The sequence below is a fragment of the Paenarthrobacter sp. NPDC090520 genome (assembly GCF_044769205.1).
Classification (GTDB): domain Bacteria; phylum Actinomycetota; class Actinomycetes; order Actinomycetales; family Micrococcaceae; genus Arthrobacter.
Map to the genome: position 1 here is coordinate 1 of NZ_JBIVXM010000003.1, position 18,842 is coordinate 18,842.

The window sequence follows — 18,842 nt, forward strand, 5'->3', positions numbered from 1 at the left end:
GCCAGGGTGACGAGCTTTTCGACCTTGTCACCGGGCAGCAGGCCCGCGACCGGGACGTTCAGGGTGTTCGATGCCCCGGTGCCCAGGGCGATGGTTACGGTCCCGGCGGTCACAGCCTGGGAAGCGGAGGTGGAGGAGGTGAACGCACCGTAGGTGCCCATCCCGGCGACGGCGGCTGCGGTGCCGACCAGGGCGACGGAGGCGAGGATCTTGCCGGAAGTGGTCTTGAGGCTGATGGCCATGTGAATCAGTGTCCTTTTCAAAGTGGCCACCGTTTCCCCGGACGGCCGTTTCCTTGTTTCCAGCCTTACTGGCTGACAAGAAATACTCTGACGGCCCCACCTCAAGACAGAACGCTGCAAACCCACAGCACCGCGTCAGGAAAACCTCAAGACTTCCTCAAGCAGGCAGCTCCAACCTGAAACCGCAGCCCAAACACTGCAGCACCTTGGTTCCCAACCGCACATCAAGGAGGACCAGCTCCTCGCCAGGCACTGGTTTCGCGGTGACGCTGCGCCTGACTTCGATGGGAATCCTGGTCATGGGCTCACCGCAATGGAGGTAGCTGTCGCCGAAGAGGATGAGCCCCTCGAGGTTGGCCTTGGTGTTGAGCTTCGCGGCGACCTCGCGGAAGGGGGTGAAGTGGGAGAGGACTGAGCCGCAGTCCGCGCAGCTGTAGGACACCGCCACCAGCAGCCCTACCGTGTGGGCCCGGACGGACTCAATCGAGTGGAGCACCAAGTGCTCGTCCGAGCCGCACGTTGAGCACCACATCCGCTCCCCCTGCGGCACGGACATTTCGCCCGATGGAGTTGGATCCTTTGCCATGGCTACACCTCACATAAGTAAGCATCCTTACTAAATTCTACCGCAGTGAGGGCCCAATGATGCCTAATTGCTCCAGCCGCGCCGCCATGCCGGCGCCGTCGGGAGCATAAATCCAGGGAACGCCGGGAGTTGGCTGGGCGTCCGACGAGCGGCCGCCGGCAAGCACCGCCTCGCCTGCTGAGAGTTGACGGATGGCGATCGCCTTCACGTTCTCCGGGTGCCGTTGGGCAAACTCGGAGTAGATGGCAACATCGTGCTGCCCGTCATCCCCCACCAGCAGCCACTTGATGCCAGGGAACTCTTCAGCGAGGCGTTCCAAGCTGCCCTGCTTGTGTTCTTTCCCGCTCCGGAACCAACGATCCGTGGTGGGACCCCAGTCAGTGAGGAGCTTGGGCCCTGCCGGGTAAAGGTTGCGGGAGAGGAACCTCGAGATCGCGGGAGCCACGTTCCATGCACCGGTGGACAAGTAAAGAACGGGCGCCTCGGGGGCGTTCCGCGTAATCCGCTCATACAGCACGGCCATGCCCGGAGTCGGGGTACGGGCATGCTCGTTGAGGACGAACGTATTCCATGCCGCCAGGAAAGGGCGCGGCAGCGCGGTGACCATCACGGTGTCGTCAATGTCGGAGACTAGGCCGAAATCCGCGTCGTCCGGAACCACCTGGACGGGCGCCTCAACCACTGCGGAGGCCCCGGCCTGCAAGGTCACCGTGTGCCAGCCGGGTGCAAAGCCGGCCGGAATCCTGGCGTCCACCACCCCGCCGCGGTCCGCCTCGACGTCGTACTCCACCCCGTCAACGGTGATGCGGACGGCGGCGTGGGCCACCGGGGCGCTGGTGAAGTTGCGCCACCCGCGCAGGCCTTCCGTGAGCGGCTTCCGCTTGCCGTCCACCGATCCGTTGCCGGCATAGCGGGGATCGCTGCGGACCACACGCGCCAGCACCCGAACCCAGGACGTTGACCCGTAGCCGGTATGCGGAATCACCGTGACCACGTGGCCGCGGCGGATGGCGAGCTTGTTCTGGAACCTCAGCCACGCGTCGTCGATCCTTGCAGCCAAGTGCCGCCGGCCCGAGGTGGCGTACGACGGCGGGTGGCCGGCTCCGGCGGTCCGGGACGGTGTGCGCGGTGTCTGGGAACGTGAACGCATGGGTCCAGTCTGGCACGGCTGGAGGGGCGCTAGCTGAACACGGCAAAGGGTTCACCGAAGAGGGCTTCGTCAGGCTCGATGCCGAGCCCCGGACCTTGCGGAAGTTCGATGTGACCGCCCTCCACCGTGATGCCGCCCCGGGGGTCGTAGTGGCCTTCGATGTACGGCTGCGCAATCCAGACGCCCTCGTTGAGTTCGGGTCGGATGGTTGCCCCCAGGTGTGTGCAGGCCGCTCCGATGATGTCGCCGCCCCAGGAATCGTCTGATGTGTGCGGTGTCGAGTAGGCATCGCAGATGTCCCGAAGGACCGAGGCGGGGTGCAGCCCGCCGAAGCGTGTGACCTTCAGGCCGAATCCATCGCAACCACCCGTGGCAACCGCAGTGACCGCCTTGGTCAGGTCCGTGGTGAGTTCATCGAGGTAGATGGCATGGTTCACGCGATCGCGCACCGAGCGGACTTCTTCCAAGGTGTTGCACGGCTGCTCGATGATGAAGGGGATGTCCTGGCATTCACGACTGAGCCGCAAGGCGTCACGCGTCGTGAGTCCACGGTTAGCGTCCACCGCCAAGCGGACGCCACTCTTCCCCACCCGCTCCCACACCTTGCGGATGGTCTCGATGTCCAGTTCGATGGGCCGCCCACCGACCTTCAGCTGCAACCTTGGATAGCCCTCGGCGATCTTGGCGGCTGCCCGCTCCGCGACAACGTCTGGCTCGTCAACGGCCAGCGCATAGTAGGACGGGACCCGTTCCGTTTCCACGCCCCCCAGCAGCTCGGCAACCCTCACGCCGTAGTGCTTCCCGGTAACGTCATGGGCCGCGATGTCGATCGCTGCCTTCGCGTAGCGGTGGCCGTACAACAACTGGTCCATGCGACGGTGAAGCAAGACGATGTTCGTTGGATCCTGGCCAATGAGGCCCTGGGCCATCCCGGACAGGGCGGCACGGTTGCCTGCTGCATGGTGCTGTTCGTACACGGGCCCAACAGGACAGGCCTCACCCCAACCCACCAAGCCGGAATCCGTGGTGAGGCGAACCAGGGTGGTGTCGAGCGAGAAGATCTCACCGTGGGACATCCGGTACGGGCCGTTGCTGACGGGCAGGTCGTGCGCGTAGATCGCTATTTCTGTGATTTTCACGGTCACGACTCCACGGCCGGCGGGACCAGGACGAGCTTGCCGGCGAACTTCTTGGAGATGAAATCCTCCTGTGCGCGGTGGATATCGCTGAGCGGATATGTCCGGGAAACCAGCGGCCGGATGCGGCCTTGGTTGATGTAGCGCACCAGGTTCTCGAAAACCTCGTCCTCCTGGAAAGTGCAGCCAAACAGGGAAAGGTCATTGAGGTAGATGGTCCGCAGGTCCACTTCAGCGAGCGGACCGCCGATGGCCCCGGCGATGGCGTAGCGGCCACCGCGGCGCAGCAACGCGAGCAGTTCCGAAACACCATTCCCGCCGACCACGTCCACCACCACGTCGACGGAACGCGCGCCGAGTGCCTGGAGCAGGTCCGCACCGCGGTCGATCACCTGGTCTGCGCCCGCCTCGCGCACCACGTCGGCCTTGCTCGGAGAGCAGATCGCGATGACCTCTGCGCCGCGGAGCTTGGCGAGCTGGACCGCGGCCAGGCCAACCCCACCGGAAGCACCCGTAATAACAACGCGTTCTGCTCCAACCCCGGACCGGTGGAGCATGCCCTCCGCCGTGGAGTAGGCAATGGAAATGGCTCCAAGCTCCACCGGGGACAGCTGCGATTCAACGGTGTAGGCCTCGGCGGACGGTGCCACGGCGAACTGGGCGAACCCGCCGTCGCAGTCACTGCCGTAGGTCCAGCATTCGAACGGGCGGCGGTCCACGTAATGGCGCATCAGGTTGCGGACAATGACCCGGTCCCCGAGCCGGGCCGGGTCCACGCCGTGTCCGACTGCCACGACCTTGCCGTAGACGTCGCCTCCCTGGATGCGCGGGAACGTCAGTGGTACACCGGACCACGAAGCGTCGTCCTCGTCGGCGCTGCCGGCGGACTCGGTCGCCGTCGAGTTCGTATCGCCGGTGACCGCTTTCGAGTACCAGCCGATGCGCGTGTTGATATCCGTGTTGTTGATGCCGGCGGCCTCCACCTGGATCAGCACCTCCCCGTCACCTGGCCGGGGAACGGGCACGTCGGTCCTGTATTCGAGCTTTTCCGGGCCCCCGTGCCCGGTCAGCAGAACGGCGGTCATCGTTGTTGGCAGGGTCATCATCGATCCCTTTCGAAAGATGTGGTCAGGATGGAAAGTCATCCACTAGATGGATGGTTTGGTCATTTTATTCACACAAAGCTCGCTATGACAATGGTTCGGTTTACCGTTGACAATTGCTCACGTGGGTAACTATGTTGAACATCACGTTCATTCATTGAACGATGCCAACCCCTACTTACGCGGCCGCGGACCACGCTTGCCTCTGAACAGGACACCCTCATGAAAATCGAACGCATTGAGCTCTTCCAGGTTGACCTGCCTTACTCGGGAGGCACGTACAACCTCTCGGGCGGCAGGACCTACCAGTCCTTCGACGCTTCGATCGTCAAAATCACCGCCGACGACGGGACGGTCGGCTGGGGCGAAAGCACGCCCTTCGGTTCCACCTACATCGCCGCCCATGCCCTCGGTACCAGGGCGGGCATCGCCGAACTGGCTCCAGCACTCCTGGGCCGGGACCCGCGCCGGGTAGACCGGAACTACGACTTGATGGACGCCACGCTCGTGGGGCACAACCACGCGAAGACTCCCCTGGACATCGCCTGCTGGGACATCTTCGGCAAATCCACAGGGTTGCCCGTGTACGAATTGCTGGGAGGTGGAACCGGCACTCCCATGGTCATGATTTCCTCGATCCACGTGGGCGAACCCGAAGAGATGCGGGCCAGGGTTGCCGACCACAGGGCCAGGGGCTACCTTGGCCATTCCATCAAGATCGGTACTCCGGACAGCGAAGGCGGACCGGCCATCGACGCCGCACGCATCACCGCGTGCCTTGCGGACAGGCAACCGGGCGAGTTCTTTCTGGTGGACGCCAACGGAGGCATGACGCCGGAAAGCGCCCTGCGCATGCTGGCGTTGCTGCCCGCCGGCCTGGATTTCGTGATCGAAGCGCCCTGTGCCACGTGGCGCGAAACCATGTCCCTGCGCCAGCGCTGCCCCTACCCGATCATCCTTGACGAACTGGCCCAGCAAGACAGCGATTTGGCCTGGGCAATCGCCAACGACGTCGCGGACGGCATTGGCTTGAAGATCTCCAAGGCCGGTGGATTGACACCAGGCCGCCGCCAGCGCGATATTGCCCGCGCCGCCGGGATGACCGTCAGCGTGCAGGACACGGTGGGTTCAGCCATCGCCTTCGCGGGCATCGCCCAACTGGGCGCGACCGTACCCGAGAAGCTGCTCCGCTGCGTGCTCAATTGCGATGACATGGTCACGCTCAAGACCGCGGAGTTCAACTTCATCCAGCGGGACGGTGGAATCCTTCCCCCGGAAGCGCCAGGTCTGGGGATTACCGTCAACGAAGAGGTGCTGGGTCAACCCGTGGCGGTCTGGGGCGACTAGCATGCAACGCATCGGCCCGCCGTGCCGGCTCAGGCGCCCCGTTCTTCCCGGAGCGCCTTCTGCGTGGCAATGATCTGTTCGTCACCGCCGACGATGAGTTCCCGGACACCGGCCGCGATGGCGTCGGGGTCGCCTCCGTCGATAATGTCCAGTACCGCCCGGTGCGATTCCACCGTGCTCAGCAGAGGGTGGTCCAAAGCCGTGGTCAGGCGGAAAAGCTCCGTGAAGGTGGGCACTTGCTGCTCCCACACTGCCAGCAGGCGCCGGTTGCCGCAGAAAGCAAAGAAAGCCGAGTGGAAGTTAACATCGGCCTGTGCGAAGGCATCGGAATCAGCCGACTCGGCCGCTTTCCGCATGGCGTCCAAGGCAGCCTCGGCGGCAGCCCTCAGGCCTTCCAGGTCTGCTTTTGCGCACTGTTGCGCCGCGGAAACCTCCAGGAGTTCCCGAAGCGAAAAGAGATCGCGGATATCCTTCTCGTCCAGGCCTACCACCCGGTAGCTCCTGCCGGAAGCCGCGATGAGGCCCTCTCCGGCCAAGGTCCGCAAGGCATCCCTGACAGGACCTCGGCTGACCCCGAACGCCTCACCGATCGTCGCTTCCACCAGAGCGTCCCCTGGCGCGAGCTCACCGGACAGGATATCCGCGCGCAATGAGGTCACCACTTGCTGTCCCAGCGCTGCTGGACGCTCTACCGGCTTGGCCATCGCCTGCGATCCTTCCTCCTGAATGGGCCACATCAGCCTACCGGAACGGTTATCGGTTTACCGTTCACGCGGCGTGGAAGGTAGGTGTGCCGTCGATTCTCCGGCGGCAGGCTGGCAGCCGACAAGACGGCGCCCGACTGGGTGTTTCCCGGCCGGGCGCCTGTTGTCGTTTCTAGCGCGCCTTGTTGTGCATGACGTGCTTGGTGCGGGAGTAGTCGTCCAGGGCGTAGGCAGAGAGGTCCCGCCCGTAGCCGGAGCTCTTGAATCCGGCCCACGGCATTTCGTTGGCCAGGACAAGGTGGGAGTTGACCCACACTGTGCCTGCGTCCAGACGGGATGCGACGTCGTGGCCGCGCTGGGCGTTCAGCGTCCAGGCCGAAGCGGCAAGACCGTAGGGAACGGCGTTGGCGCGGGTAATGGCTTCTTCTTCCGTGCTGAAGGTTTCCACGGTGATCACGGGACCGAAGATTTCCTCCAGGGTGCAGGCGGAGCCTTCGGGGACGTTGGCCAGGACGGTGGGCGCTACGAAGTAGCCGGGGCCTTCCATGGCGGCGCCGCCGAGGGCAGCTTCCGCGCCGTCGGCCTTGGCCCGCTCAAGGTGTGCCAGGACGCGGTCGTAGTGTGCCTTGGAGATCAGGGGGCCGATCTCCACGTCTTCGCCGGCGGTGGGTTCGCCGACTAACAGGGTCTGCACTTGGTCGACCAGCAACCCGGTGAACTTCTCGGCGACGGATTCGTGAACCAGCACGCGGCAACCGGCACCGCACTCCTGGCCGGAGTTCCAGTAGCCTGCTGCGCGGAGGGATTCGGCCGCGGCCGCCAGGTCAGCGTCTTCGAAGATGACCACTGGTGCCTTGCCACCGAGTTCGAGGTGGACGCGCTTGACGGTTTCGGCGGCGTTGCGGGCCACGGCCTTGCCGCTGTTCACCGAGCCGGTGAGCGCGATCATGTCCACGTTGGGGTGTTCGGACAAGCGGCCGCCCACCTCTGGGCCAAGGCCGGTGACGACGTTGAAGACACCGGCGGGCAGGAGGTCGGCGGTGAGTTCGGCGAACTTGAGGGTGGTCAGCGGGGTTTGTTCGGAGGGCTTGAGGACGATCGTGTTGCCCGCGGCCAGGATGGGTGCGATCTTCCAGGCAGCCATCAACAAGGGGTAGTTCCACGGGGTGACGACGCCCACCACGCCCAGTGGTTCGCGGACGATCACGGAGAGGTGGTCTTCGGCGTATTCGCCGGCGGCGAGCGAGGTGGTGGCGCGGGCGGCGCCGGCCATGAAGCGGAAGGAATCGATGGAACCGGCAATGTCGTCTTCGGCGACCATGAGGGGCTTGCCGGTGTTCCAGGCCTCCAACCTTGCGAGGAGGTCCGCGTTTTCGGCCAGCCGGTCCGCGATGGCGTGCAGGATTTCCGAACGCTGCTTGGGCAGGGTGCGTCCCCAGCTTGCCTTGGCTTCCAGGGCTGCCGACACTGCGGCGTCGACGTCGGCTGCGGTGCCTTGGCTGACCTGGCAGATGGTCTCTTCACTGCACGGATCGACGACGGCCTGCGTGTCCGTGCCGAGTCCATCGCGGAACGCTCCGGCGATGAAGTGCGTGGTGGGCGGCAGCACGCCGGCTTCCGAGATGGCGCCCGTGCCGCGTCGCACGGTTGCTTGGTTGGTGGTGACGTCAATGGTCATGACTGATGGTCCTTAGGTTGTGGTGGTCAGGTGATCGGTGCGGGGGTGAGGGACACGACGGCGGTGGGCGCCGCCGTCGTGCGTTTTAGCCGGCCGGTGCCGGTGCCGGTTGCAGCTGGTTCACGAGGGTTTGGATGCGGTTAACGGAGGCAGCATCCAGGTCGGCGGTGGGGCGCCGGGGGGCGCCGATGGGCTCGCCGAGGATCTCCAGGGCGGCCTTGACGGCCGGGACGAAGGGCGAGGACAGGATGGCGTCGATCAGCGGGTAGATCCGGTCCCATTCGGCCTTGGCCGTCGCGAAGTCACCGGCGGCGACTGCCCGCTGGACGGCCACGATTTCCCTCGGCAGGATGTTGGCCGTTCCGGCCATGACGGCCGGGGCGCCTTCGGTGAGCGCGGAGAGGATCAGCGCGTCCCAGCCCACAATGGTGGAGATGTAGTCACTGTGGTGGTGGATGAGCTGGGTAGCCTGGCCCATGTCACCGCTGGAGTCCTTGATGTAGCGGATGTTCTCCACCTCGCGGGCCAGCTTGCCCACGGTGGCGGGATCGAGGTTCACCCCGGTGGCCGAGGGGTAGTTGTAGAGCATGACGGGCAGTTCCACGGCCTCGGCCACGGCGCGGAAATAGTGGGTCGTCTCGCCCAGGGAAAGCGGATCGTAGTACGGAGCCACCACCATCAGCACATCGGCGCCGCACTCCTGGGCATGGCGGGAGTTGCTGATGGCCTCGGCCGTGCTGGTGGCACCCGTCTGGGCAACCACCGGCACCCGACCTGCCGTGTGCTGGGTGACTGTTTCAACAACGAGCCTGCGTTCCCCGGCACTGAGGGAGGCGAACTCGCCGGTGGAACCACAAGCCACCACACCATCAACACCACCGTCGATGGAACGGTCCACCAGCCGGCGGAGCGCCGGAACATCAACGGCACCATCGGGCGTGAACGGAGTAGCGAGCGCGGTGAGTACACCTGTGAGCTGTGTAGCCATGGGTTGGTCCTGTCTGCTGGAAAAAAATCACTACCGTGCATTGGGGAGGCAATATTCATCAAGTGAACACTTTGTTCATTATTGACGGTTCTCGGACGTCGGCACAAGGCTTTACCCGTCCCGAGACAAGGGTTAAACGACCGGGAAACACAGGCGAAACAAACGTCGCAGGAAGGCCGCGACGCACCGATTTCCGGCAGGTCGCGGCCTTGGCCCGACTAGTTGAACCAGCTGTCGGCCGCCTTCTTGTTGTCCGCGTTCTCCAGCCACTTCTTGGCGCCCTCAGTGGGACTGGAGGCCTCGCTGACGTTGAGCATCAGGTCCGAGAACTGCTGCTCGGTGATCTTGAAATTGCCCAGCCACTTGGCCACATCGGCATGCTTCGAGGCGAAGTCCTTGGAAAGCACCACGTAGGATCCGTCCGGCTTGGGCCAGCCCTCGAGGTTGTCTTCGAGGACCTTGATGTCCATCGAGGAGAACGCCCAATGCGGGGTCCACAGAGTGGCAACGATCGGCTTGTTCTTCGCCGTGGCATCCTTCAGCGCTGCCAGGGTTGCAGGAGTACTGCCGGCAACGATGCTGAGCTTGTCCGTGGCTCCGTACTTTTTCAGCACATCCGGGAGGATCTTCATTTCGCCGGAGCCGGCCTCGATGCCCACGATCTTGGAGTCGTACTTTGCCGCGTTGGCCACAACGTCGGCGATGGTGTTTTCCGGAACCGACTTGGGAGCGACCAGGACCAGGCGGTCGTTGTCGAAGAAGGGCTTGTCCAGGATGTTCAGCTGGTCCTTGTACTTGTCCACCATGGTTCCGTGCGTGGTGGGCAGCCAGGCGTTGAGGTAGCCGTCCAGGTCTCCGCGGGCGATGCCGGAGAATCCTGCGGCCAGATCCACGCTCTTGGTTTCGAGCTTGTAGCCGCGCTCAGACAGGAGTTCCGTCCAGAGACCGGTGACGGCCACGGAGTCGTCATACCCTGCAGGCAGTGCGACGGTGATGGTCTTGGTGTCAGTCCCGCCGCCTTGCGACGAGGCGGTGCTGACTCCCGAGCAGGCGCTGACGCCGGTAGCGAGCAGTGCGACGGCCGCGAAGGCCCCGATTTTCTTGAACACGTGCAATCTCCGTTGATTCTTGTAGTGGATTAGACGGCTACCGCGGGAGCGGGCGTCTTTGCTGCTGCGAGTTGTTCTTTGCGGACCTTGCGGTTGCGGAGGACCTCGCCGAAGGAGGTGGCTCCGCTGGTGACGCGGTCCAGGTAGATGGCGAGGATGACGACGGCCAGTCCGCCTTCGAAGCCACGGGCGGTATCGAGTTGGGCGACGCCTTCGACGACGACTCCGCCGAGCCCGCCGGCGCCGACCAGGCCTGCGACAACCACCATGGACAAGGCCAGCATGATGACCTGGTTGACGCCGGCCATGATGGACGGGAAGGCCAGGGGCAGCTGGACGTCCTTGAGGATGAGGCCCTTCCTGGCGCCGAAGGCGGTGGCTGCTTCGAGGAGTTCAAGGTCGAGCTTCCGGATGCCGAGTTCGGTCAGGCGGACGGCCGGAGGGATGGCGAAGACGATCGTTGCGGCGATGCCGGGGACCATGCCCACGCCGAAGAAGAACACGGCGGGGATGAGGTAGACGAACACGGGCATGGCCTGCATGAGGTCAAGGACAGGCCGGACCACTTTGCTCACGGTTCCGTTGAGCGCAGCCCAGATCCCCAAGGGGATACCGATGGCCAGGGAGAAGACCACCGAGACCAACACCACCGCGAGGGTGGACATGCTCTGGATCCAAAGGCCCATGCCGACGATGAGCAGGAAGGCCAGGATGGTGTAGACGGTCAGGCCGAGGCTGCGTGTCAGTCCCGCCGCGGCTGCTGCCAGGACGGCGATGATGAGGAAGGGATGGAGCCCGACGAGGACGTTCTCCACGTTTCCCACCAGAAACTGGACTACCGCCGAGACTCCGTCGAAGAACCAGCCCACGTTGGCCAACAGCCAGTCGATGACGGCCGCGAAACCTGTTCCGATATTAAGCTGCATGGCTGGTCCCCTTGCTGGGTGAGAGAGCTGAAAAAACGTCTTCGGCGGTGATCTTGCCAAGGACGGAACCGTCCTGGTCCACCACTTCCAGCGGTTCTGCGCCGGTGGCGAGGGTGGGAAGGAGTTCGTGCAGGACCGTGTCCCCGGTGACGCGGACGGTCGCATGGGACTGCAGGCCACCCGCGCCCGGGCGCCGGGCAATCATGGCTGCGGTCAGGACGCGGCTGCGGTCCACTTCGGCGACGAACTCTTCAATGTACGGATCGGCCGGGGCTTCGAGGAGGTCCAGGGCGGTGCCGCGTTGGATGTTCCTGCCTTGCTTCATGACCATGATCTGGTCGCCCAGGTACATCGCCTCGTTGAGGTCGTGGGTGACGAAGATGATGGTCTTCTTGAAGTTGCTCTGCAGCTTGATCAGCAGTTCCTGCATGTCCTTGCGGATCAGCGGGTCAAGGGCGCTGAAGGGTTCGTCCATCAGGAGGATCTCGGCGTCGGTGGCCAACGCCCGGGCCAGGCCCACGCGCTGCTTCATGCCGCCGGAGAGCTGGTCCGGCATGGCGTGGATCCGGTCACCGAGTCCAACAATGGCCAGCGCTTCGGCCGCCTTGGCTTCGCGGGCCTCTTTGTCCACGCCGCGGACCTTCAGGCCGAAGGCCACGTTGTCCACCAAGGACTTGTGCGGGAAGAGCCCGAAGTGCTGGAAGACCATGTTGATGGTCCGGTTCCGGTAGTCGCGCAGCCCGGCCGGTTCCAGCGAGCGGACGGCTCTGCCGTCCACCGTGATGGTTCCGTCGGTGGCGTCGATCAGCCGGTTGACCATGCGGATGATGGTGGACTTCCCGGAGCCGGAAAGGCCCATGATCACGAAGATCTCGCCGCGCTTGACGTCGAAGGAGACGTCGTCGACGGCGGTGAAACCCACCGTTGCGGACTTCGCCGGCAAGAGTCCGAGCATGCGCCGGGACTTCCTGGGCTGGAAGACCTTGGTGAGGTTTTCGACTCGAATGAAGGATTGTTCAGGATCCATGGGTTCCTCGTGGAGAAGGGATGCGAATGGCGATGCGTGCATGGTGGTCATGCAGTCCTCCGGGACTGTTGGTTCGAGGCCCTCCACCGCTTCACGGCATCGACGGTGATATCGCGGAGCGAACGGATGATGGTGGAGTGCGTTCATTGAGTGAACAGTTTGATTGTTCAGTGATCAAAAGCATAGGGTGACGTTGATCACTCGTCAATACCCTCAGTCTGAATTGTTTAGACCGCCAGCGAACTGCGGCACATAGACCCCAGCCCCGGACGCTCGCTCGCAACGGCGTCCGGGGCTGGCATCGGCTCGACGATTCACGCGCACCGGCGATTCCCGCCGTAAAGCATGCGTCAGGCAGGAACGGAGGCCTCCTCAAGGGCGGCACGCGCTGCCGTGGAGATCAGTGAGAAGTCCGAGGCAATGGGCATGAAGCTGTAACCCCAACTGATAGGCGCCTCGGAGAGGGCGGGCGAGCCGGTGTAGATGCCGGCGGTTACACCGGCATCCGCGCAGCGCTTGGCAATGTCGCGAAGCACGCCGTCCGGATCGACCGCCAGGAATGAATCGAAATCGACACCCAGGCTGAGCGAGAGGTCGTAGGGGCCCACGAAGATCGCATCCGGCCCCGCAGCCAGGATGGCGTCAAGGTTTTCGTAACCCGCGCGCGTTTCCACCATGAGGATGGCCCAAGGATCGTCAGCGAGGACGCCCGGCGTCGCCTTTGCATAACGCGGCGCGCGCCGCACGGGCCCATAGCTGCGGCTGCCGCGCGGTGAGAAGCGGCAGGCCCTGACCAGCAGTTCCGCCGTTTCGCCGTCCTCGACCGTAGGGAAAATGAGGCCCTGGGCGCCGGCGTCGATCACCCTCCCGGCGCCACCCAACTCATGGCCCTGCACGCGCACCATGGCGGGGACGCCAAAGACGTTGGCCGCGTCGATGAGGCCCAGCATGTCCGGGAAATCGGGATGGCCATGCTGGCCGTCGATGCACACCCAGTCCGGACCTTCGGCCGCAATGAGCTCCAAGGAGGCCGGATGCGGGACATCGACCCACACGCCGCGACGGCCGCGTCCGGCGAGGTCGAGGGTAGGTGCCGTCAGCGGACTGGGCCTGCTGGTTTCACCTGGAATCTTCATGCTGGTTTTCCTTTCGCGGAAGCCGCTTTATTACCGGCGGGGACTTGACGATGTGTCACGGGCCACTTTACCTTGGTGTTCAACAGATAAATAGTCTGTTCACCTAGTGAGCAAACAGCAAGGATTGACCATGGCAAAGCAAATGAAGGTGTTTGCCTTCGATTTCAACGGACCGGCCCATCTTTCGGCCGGCCTGTGGCGGCACCCCAACGACGGCGGCGCCCAATACACGGACATCAACCGGTGGGTTGAGTACGCACAGCTTCTGGAGAAGGCCGGCTTCGACGGCATGTTCTTCGCCGACAACAACGGCTACCACGACAAGTACCGCGGCAACGTGGACGGTGCCCTGCGCGATGCGGCGCAGATCCCCGCCAACGACCCCGCCTACCTGATCCCGGCAATGGCTGCCGGAACCAAGCACCTGGGCTTCGGCATCACGTCCTCCACCGCCTATGACCACCCGTACGCGCTGGCCCGCAAGTTCTCCACCCTGGACCACGTCACGCGCGGCCGCATCGGCTGGAACGTGGTGACCTCCTACTCGGACAGCGCCGCACGCAACCTCGGCACCGGCACCCAGACCGCCCACGATGACCGCTACGAAATCGCTGAGGAATTCATCGACGTCGCCCTCAAGCTGTGGGAAGGTTCCTGGGACGACGACGCCGTGGTCCGCGACAAGGAAGCCCGCACTTACGTGGACCCTGCACGCGTCCACGAAATCGGCCATGAGGGCAAGCACTTCACCGTCCCGGGCATCTTCCTCTGCGAGCCCTCCCCGCAGCGCACCCCGGTGATCTTCCAGGCCGGCGGCTCACCCCGCGGCGTCGCCCTGGCAGCCCAGACCGCCGAGGCCGTGTTCATGAACTCCGCCACCAAGGCAGGCTTGAAGAAGCAGATCGACGCGCTGCGCGCCAAGGCAGTGGAATTCGGTCGCGACCCCTCGCACATCGCCGTCCTGCAGATGGTCACCGTCATCAGCGCCCCCACCGATGAAGAGGCACATGCCAAGTACCAGGATTACCTCCAGTACGTGGATTACGACGGCGCCATGGCCCGCTACAGCGGGTGGACCGGTATGGACATGGCCCAGTTCAACCCGGACCAGCCCTTCGAGGACGTGGAAACCAACGCCGGCCAGACCATGGTGAACTTCTTCACCAAGATCGACCCGCAGAAGCGTTGGACCCCGCGTGACATCGCCGATTACAACGGAATCGGCGGCACCTCCCCCGTGATCGTCGGCGGTCCGGAGACCGTCGCCGCCGAACTGCAGTCCTGGATCGACGAGACAGGCGCGGACGGCTTCAACATCTCCCATGCGGTCAAGTTCCACGACATCGAGGACTTCGTCCGTTACGTCGTACCGGAACTGCAGGCCCGTGGCCTGATGCGTACCTCGTACGACGGCGACACCCTCCGCGAAACGCTGTTCGGCGCTGGTCAGAGCAAGCTTGCCTCGGACCACCCCGGTGCCGCCTACCACCACTCGCTCACCACCCAGGCGAAATAAGGAAGCCCACAATGTCCATCATCGTTACTGCCGAGAATCCCTCGATCGATCCGGCAACCCAGCGCCAGGTCTTCGGCGCGCTGCCCACGGGCGTCACGGCCATTACCGGCCTCACCGAAGACGGCACGCCCCGCGGCTTCGTGGTCGGCACGTTCCAGTCCCTGTCCCTCGAGCCACCCCTCGTGACGTTCTGCGTCGACAAGGGCTCAAGCACCTGGCCCACCCTGCGTTCCCTGGGCAAGTTCACCGCGAACATCCTCTCCACCGAACAGCTCCCCGTGTGCCGCGCTCTCTCGCGGAAGGGTGACGAGAAGTTCAACGGCGTGGACTACGAGACCAGCCCGCTCGGAACCCCTCGCATCGCCGGTGCCACGGCCTGGGTGGACTGTGAAGTCTTGTCCGAGGTTGTTGCCGGTGACCACTACATGATCGTGGGTTCCATCGAAGAACTCGTCCCGGGCGAAGGCGAAGCGCTCCTCTTCAAGGGCGGCAAGTTCGGCGACTTCAACCAATGGCCGGCGCCTGCTCCGGCCGCAGCAGCCCCAGCGCCCGCAACTGCCGGAAAGGCCGAGTAGCCATGACCACCATGCTTGAAAAGATCACCGAGGCCTGGACCAAGGCCTGGGGCGAGGGCGACACCACCGCCTTCGAACGCCTGGTTGCCCCCGAGTACGAGCGCACCTCCAAGACCGGCGCCGAGGGCCTGGCCCAGGTCGTCCAGCAGATCGAAGAATCCCACCGCGCGTTCGGCGATTTCCACGTCACCGTCCTGCGGGCCATCGAAGACCACAACCTCGTGGCCATCCACTGGGAAACCGAAGGCAAGCACACGGGCGAGTTCATGGGAGTCCCTCCCACCGGCCGGACGGTCACCGTTCAGGGAGCCTCCTTCATCAGCCACCACGACGGCCTGATCACCAACGAAGCAGTGGTCTGGGATCCCCGCGAAATGCTGTCCTCCATGAGTATCTGGCACCTCGGTGACCAGCGTTCCACCCGCAGAAAGTCTGAAACCAATGCCCATTAACATCGCAGAGACCGCCACGCGCATCCTTGAGGCCAAGGCCAATCGCTCCCCCGTGGAGGTCCTGGTCCGGCCCGAGGACGAGCCGACGGTTGCCGACGCGTTCCGCGTCCAGCAGGAAGTCATCCGCCGCCAGGTCGAAGCCGGGGACAAGGTTGCAGGCTTCAAGCTCGGCAACATCGCCAAGGCCATGCAGACCAAGTTCGGCGTGGACGAGCCGGACTACGGCTACCTCCTGTCCAGCCAGTTCTACCCGGAGAACCTCCCCCGCTCGCAGAAAGAATTCATCGAGCCCTACATCGAGCTGGAACCGGCCTTCGTGTTCAAGCACGATGTTGGCGGCGCCCACGTCACCGTGGCAGACATCATCGCCGCTACCGACTTTGTGGTTCCGGCCCTGGAAATCATCGATTCCCGCGTACGCGACTGGAAGATCGGCATCTTCGACACCCTGGCCGACAGCGGCTCGGCAGCCGGCGTCATCCTCGGGGGCCAGCCCCGCACGCTGAGCGAAGTGAACCTCTCCGACACCCACGGCGTGATCACCTTCGACGGCGAAGTAGTGGCAGAAGGCAACACCAACGCCATCTACGGCAGCCCGGTCTCCGCACTGGTCTGGCTGTGCAAGCGGATCGCCGAGTACGACATCACGCTCAAGGCCGGCCAGCTCATCCTTCCCGGAAGCTGCCTCGCGGCCGCAAAGATGATCCCCGGTACCCGGATCACCGGACGCTTTGAAGGCTGGGGAGAAGTCAGCTTCGACTACACCGCCGGTTAGGGTTGAGTAGACCTCTACTCGAAAGGCTTGACCGACGTGAGCAGCAGCCCGGAAACACCCCAGCAGGGATACGCCTCTAACCGCTCAGTGACCCGGGCCATCCGGATCCTGCGGGCGTTGGCGGCATCGGAGACCCCCATGACGGTCACCGATGTTGCCAAGAAGATCGGACTGGCGCGGGCCACTACTTTCCGCCTCCTCATGACGTTGGAGGATGAAGGCATGGTGGACCGCCAGGACACGCTGTATTCCCTGGGGTGGGACCTGGGTCGCCTGGCCCAAACCGTGGATCCCGCGTCCGGCGTGGTGCCCCGCATCAAGGACATCCTGGACGAATTCGCCGATGAATCAGGCGAGACGGTCACGTTCAGCCTGCGGCGCGGACTGTACGAGCTCGATCTGGTTCTGCAGTCCTCTCCCCGGCTCCTGGGCGTCACCATGTCCGACATGCACGGTATGCAGTGGCCGCACCACGCGTCGGCCACGGGCAAGGTGCTCCTCGCAGAACTCACTCCCGATCAGCTGCGGATGGCCTTGGGCGACAAGCTGGTGGCCCTGACCTCGCGCACCATCACGGACCGCAATGTCTTGGCCAAGGAACTGAAGACGGTCCACGACCGTGGCTGGGCCAGCACGGTTCAGGAACTCGAAGACGGCATCATCGCCTTCGGCGCTCCCGTGCGGGATTCTGTCGGAACGCTGCTGGGTGCGTTGTCCGTCGTCGGGCCCATCCACCGCATGGAAAGCAAGGAAAAGCAGGCAGAGCTCGCAGCCCGCCTGGTTGCTGTTGCCGAAAAGGTGCAGCAGCGCATGAGCCCAACCACCCAGGAATAGCTGTCGCGTTTCCTGACGGGTGGCTCATGCACAAGAGAACCACCCCTGAAGGGAACAACTGACATGACCACCACCCACATCGACACGCAGGAAACCTCGGCCGCCGTCGCGGAAGAGACGCTTTCCGCAGCCGCTGCCGCACACGCCGTGTGGTCGGCCACCGCACCGGCCGACCGCGCCGCTGTCCTGGACCGGGTAGCCGACGCGCTCGAGGACGCGGTGGAAACCCTGGTTCCTGCCGCAATCGAGGAAACCAACCTGACCGAGCCGCGGCTCCGCGGCGAACTCAAGCGCACCGCCTTCCAGCTGCGCCTCTTTGGCACCGTCCTGCGCGACGGTGGCTTCCTCGACGCCCGGGTCGACCACGCCGACCCCGCCTGGCCGATGGGTGCGCCCCGCCCGGACCTGCGCCGCTCCCTCCGCCCGATCGGCCCCGTGGTGGTCTACTCCGCCAGCAACTTCCCGTTCGCGTTCTCCGTGGCCGGCGGCGACACCGCCTCCGCGCTCGCGGCGGGCAACGCCGTCGTCGTTAAAGGACATGAAGCGCATGCGCGCCTGTCCCGCCTCACCGAGGCCGTTGTCCGCGACGCCCTCGCCGCTGCCGGCGCTGATCCGAACCTCCTCACGGTGGTCTTCGGCCGTGCGGCCGGAACCATCGTCCTGAAGGACAGCCGCATCAAAGCCGCGGGTTTCACCGGTTCCATTCCCGGTGGCCGTGCACTCATGGACATCGCCACCTCCCGCCCCGATCCCATTCCTTTCTTCGGCGAACTGGGCAGCAACAACCCCGTCTTCGTCACCCAGGCTGCCGCCCGCGGGCGCGGCACGGACATCGCCGCCGGCTTCGTTGAGTCGTTCACCATGGGTTCCGGCCAGTTCTGCACCAAGCCGGGCATGCTCTTCGTACCCCGGGGGTCGGGCATGGTGGAGGAGCTGGCCAAGGCGACACTGCCGGCGGTCCACGCCATGCTGAGCCCGCGCATCCACGCAAGCTTCAGCGAAGTCCTTGGCACGCTGGCCGGCATCGCAGGCGTGGAAACGCTGAACACGTCCGAGGCCGCCGACGGTTCGCCGGCTCCCGTGCTGCTCGCTACGTCCATTGAGCGCCTGCTCGCCAATCCGGCGGCGTTGGAAGAGGAATGCTTCGGCCCTGCCGCTTTCGTGGTGGAGTACGACGACGAAGCGCAGCTTGTGGAGGCAGCGCGGACTTTCGAGGGACAACTGACCGCGACGCTGCAGGCGGAGGAAGACTGCCAGGTCCGTGACCTGATCGCCGTGCTCGTCGAGAAGGCAGGCCGGGTCCTGTGGAACCAGTGGCCCACCGGTGTTTCCGTCACCTACGCACAGCAGCACGGTGGTCCGTACCCGGCCACCACTGTCCCTGGCTCAACCTCCGTAGGGACCGCCGCCATCACCCGGTTCCTCCGCCCGGTGGCGTACCAGAACTTCCCCCAGCACCTGCTGCCCCTTGAGCTGCAGGAAGCGAACCCCATCTCCGCGCCGCGCTTGGTGGACGGCGTCCGCACGGCTTAGGTCCGCGGGCTCCCCCATTCACCCA

General features: G+C 64.6%; 19 protein-coding genes. 7 read left to right on the plus strand and 12 right to left on the minus strand.

The genetic code is table 11. The features are described 5' to 3' along the window. From ACIQTZ_RS04720 to ACIQTZ_RS04740, 5 genes are all read right to left on the minus strand, one after another. The coding region (locus ACIQTZ_RS04720; protein WP_402977987.1) for a SipW-dependent-type signal peptide-containing protein at window positions 1–242 on the minus strand (242 nt) is incomplete at its 3' end. A 157-nt stretch (window positions 243–399) separates the two neighbouring features. Further along, on the minus strand, window positions 400–828 hold the full coding sequence (locus ACIQTZ_RS04725; protein ID WP_402946203.1) for a hypothetical protein: 429 nt from the start codon (window positions 826–828) through the stop codon (window positions 400–402). 37 nt (window positions 829–865) lie between these two features. Next, on the minus strand, window positions 866–1,978 hold the full coding sequence (locus ACIQTZ_RS04730; RefSeq protein WP_402977990.1) for an App1 family protein: 1,113 nt from the start codon (window positions 1,976–1,978) through the stop codon (window positions 866–868). A gap of 29 nt (window positions 1,979–2,007) precedes the next feature. Further along, window positions 2,008–3,117 (minus strand): mandelate racemase/muconate lactonizing enzyme family protein, encoded by a 1,110-nt coding sequence (locus ACIQTZ_RS04735; protein ID WP_402946200.1) that lies wholly within the window; start codon window positions 3,115–3,117, stop codon window positions 2,008–2,010. A gap of 2 nt (window positions 3,118–3,119) precedes the next feature. Further along, on the minus strand, window positions 3,120–4,217 hold the full coding sequence (locus tag ACIQTZ_RS04740; RefSeq protein ID WP_402977993.1) for an alcohol dehydrogenase family protein: 1,098 nt from the start codon (window positions 4,215–4,217) through the stop codon (window positions 3,120–3,122). 222 nt (window positions 4,218–4,439) lie between these two features. On the opposite strand from ACIQTZ_RS04740, the gene ACIQTZ_RS04745 reads away from it, so the two are divergent. After that, the gene (locus tag ACIQTZ_RS04745) at window positions 4,440–5,564 is read left to right on the plus strand and encodes a mandelate racemase/muconate lactonizing enzyme family protein (protein WP_402977996.1); all 1,125 of its coding nucleotides are present in this window, start codon (window positions 4,440–4,442) and stop codon (window positions 5,562–5,564) included. Between the two features lie 29 nt (window positions 5,565–5,593). Here the strand turns inward: ACIQTZ_RS04745 and ACIQTZ_RS04750 are convergent, their stop codons facing one another. From ACIQTZ_RS04750 to ACIQTZ_RS04780, 7 genes are all read right to left on the minus strand, one after another. Beyond that, window positions 5,594–6,268: a GntR family transcriptional regulator gene (locus tag ACIQTZ_RS04750; protein WP_402977999.1), complete on the minus strand. Its 675-nt coding sequence runs from the start codon at window positions 6,266–6,268 to the stop codon at window positions 5,594–5,596. 172 nt (window positions 6,269–6,440) lie between these two features. Next, window positions 6,441–7,946 carry an aldehyde dehydrogenase family protein gene (locus ACIQTZ_RS04755; RefSeq protein WP_402978002.1) on the minus strand — a complete coding sequence of 502 codons (1,506 nt, stop codon included), beginning with the start codon at window positions 7,944–7,946 and terminating at the stop codon, window positions 6,441–6,443. An 85-nt stretch (window positions 7,947–8,031) separates the two neighbouring features. Next, complete coding sequence (gene dapA, locus ACIQTZ_RS04760) at window positions 8,032–8,934, minus strand: 4-hydroxy-tetrahydrodipicolinate synthase (protein ID WP_402978005.1); 903 nt, start codon at window positions 8,932–8,934, stop codon at window positions 8,032–8,034. A gap of 218 nt (window positions 8,935–9,152) precedes the next feature. Then, on the minus strand, window positions 9,153–10,043 hold the full coding sequence (locus ACIQTZ_RS04765; protein WP_400336759.1) for a glycine betaine ABC transporter substrate-binding protein: 891 nt from the start codon (window positions 10,041–10,043) through the stop codon (window positions 9,153–9,155). 29 nt (window positions 10,044–10,072) lie between these two features. Continuing rightward, on the minus strand, window positions 10,073–10,969 hold the full coding sequence (locus tag ACIQTZ_RS04770; RefSeq protein ID WP_402978008.1) for an ABC transporter permease: 897 nt from the start codon (window positions 10,967–10,969) through the stop codon (window positions 10,073–10,075). Next, a complete protein-coding gene (locus ACIQTZ_RS04775) occupies window positions 10,959–12,047 on the minus strand; it encodes a betaine/proline/choline family ABC transporter ATP-binding protein (RefSeq protein WP_402978011.1) in 1,089 nt (362 codons plus the stop codon). Before ACIQTZ_RS04775 ends, ACIQTZ_RS04770 begins: the two co-directional genes overlap by 11 nt. A 299-nt stretch (window positions 12,048–12,346) precedes the next feature. Continuing rightward, a complete protein-coding gene (locus ACIQTZ_RS04780) occupies window positions 12,347–13,132 on the minus strand; it encodes an HpcH/HpaI aldolase/citrate lyase family protein (RefSeq protein ID WP_402978014.1) in 786 nt (261 codons plus the stop codon). 130 nt (window positions 13,133–13,262) lie between these two features. Here ACIQTZ_RS04780 and ACIQTZ_RS04785 point away from each other — a divergent pair, with 130 nt between their 5' ends. The 6 genes from ACIQTZ_RS04785 to ACIQTZ_RS04810 all read left to right on the plus strand — a co-directional run bounded on the left by ACIQTZ_RS04785 (window position 13,263) and on the right by ACIQTZ_RS04810 (window position 18,817). After that, window positions 13,263–14,648, plus strand: coding sequence for an LLM class flavin-dependent oxidoreductase (locus ACIQTZ_RS04785; RefSeq protein WP_402978017.1), 1,386 nt, complete (start codon window positions 13,263–13,265; stop codon window positions 14,646–14,648). 11 nt (window positions 14,649–14,659) lie between these two features. Next, a complete protein-coding gene (locus ACIQTZ_RS04790; protein WP_400271013.1) occupies window positions 14,660–15,223 on the plus strand; it encodes a flavin reductase family protein in 564 nt (187 codons plus the stop codon). 2 nt (window positions 15,224–15,225) lie between these two features. Further along, window positions 15,226–15,675 carry an ester cyclase gene (locus ACIQTZ_RS04795; RefSeq protein ID WP_400336753.1) on the plus strand — a complete coding sequence of 150 codons (450 nt, stop codon included), beginning with the start codon at window positions 15,226–15,228 and terminating at the stop codon, window positions 15,673–15,675. After that, window positions 15,665–16,450 carry a 2-keto-4-pentenoate hydratase gene (locus tag ACIQTZ_RS04800; RefSeq protein ID WP_402978020.1) on the plus strand — a complete coding sequence of 262 codons (786 nt, stop codon included), beginning with the start codon at window positions 15,665–15,667 and terminating at the stop codon, window positions 16,448–16,450. The genes ACIQTZ_RS04795 and ACIQTZ_RS04800 overlap by 11 nt, the downstream gene beginning before the upstream one ends. A gap of 36 nt (window positions 16,451–16,486) precedes the next feature. Then, window positions 16,487–17,284 carry an IclR family transcriptional regulator gene (locus ACIQTZ_RS04805; RefSeq protein ID WP_402978023.1) on the plus strand — a complete coding sequence of 266 codons (798 nt, stop codon included), beginning with the start codon at window positions 16,487–16,489 and terminating at the stop codon, window positions 17,282–17,284. Between the two features lie 63 nt (window positions 17,285–17,347). Continuing rightward, a complete protein-coding gene (locus ACIQTZ_RS04810) occupies window positions 17,348–18,817 on the plus strand; it encodes an aldehyde dehydrogenase (NADP(+)) (protein ID WP_402978026.1) in 1,470 nt (489 codons plus the stop codon). The last annotated feature ends 25 nt before the right edge of the window (window positions 18,818–18,842 follow it).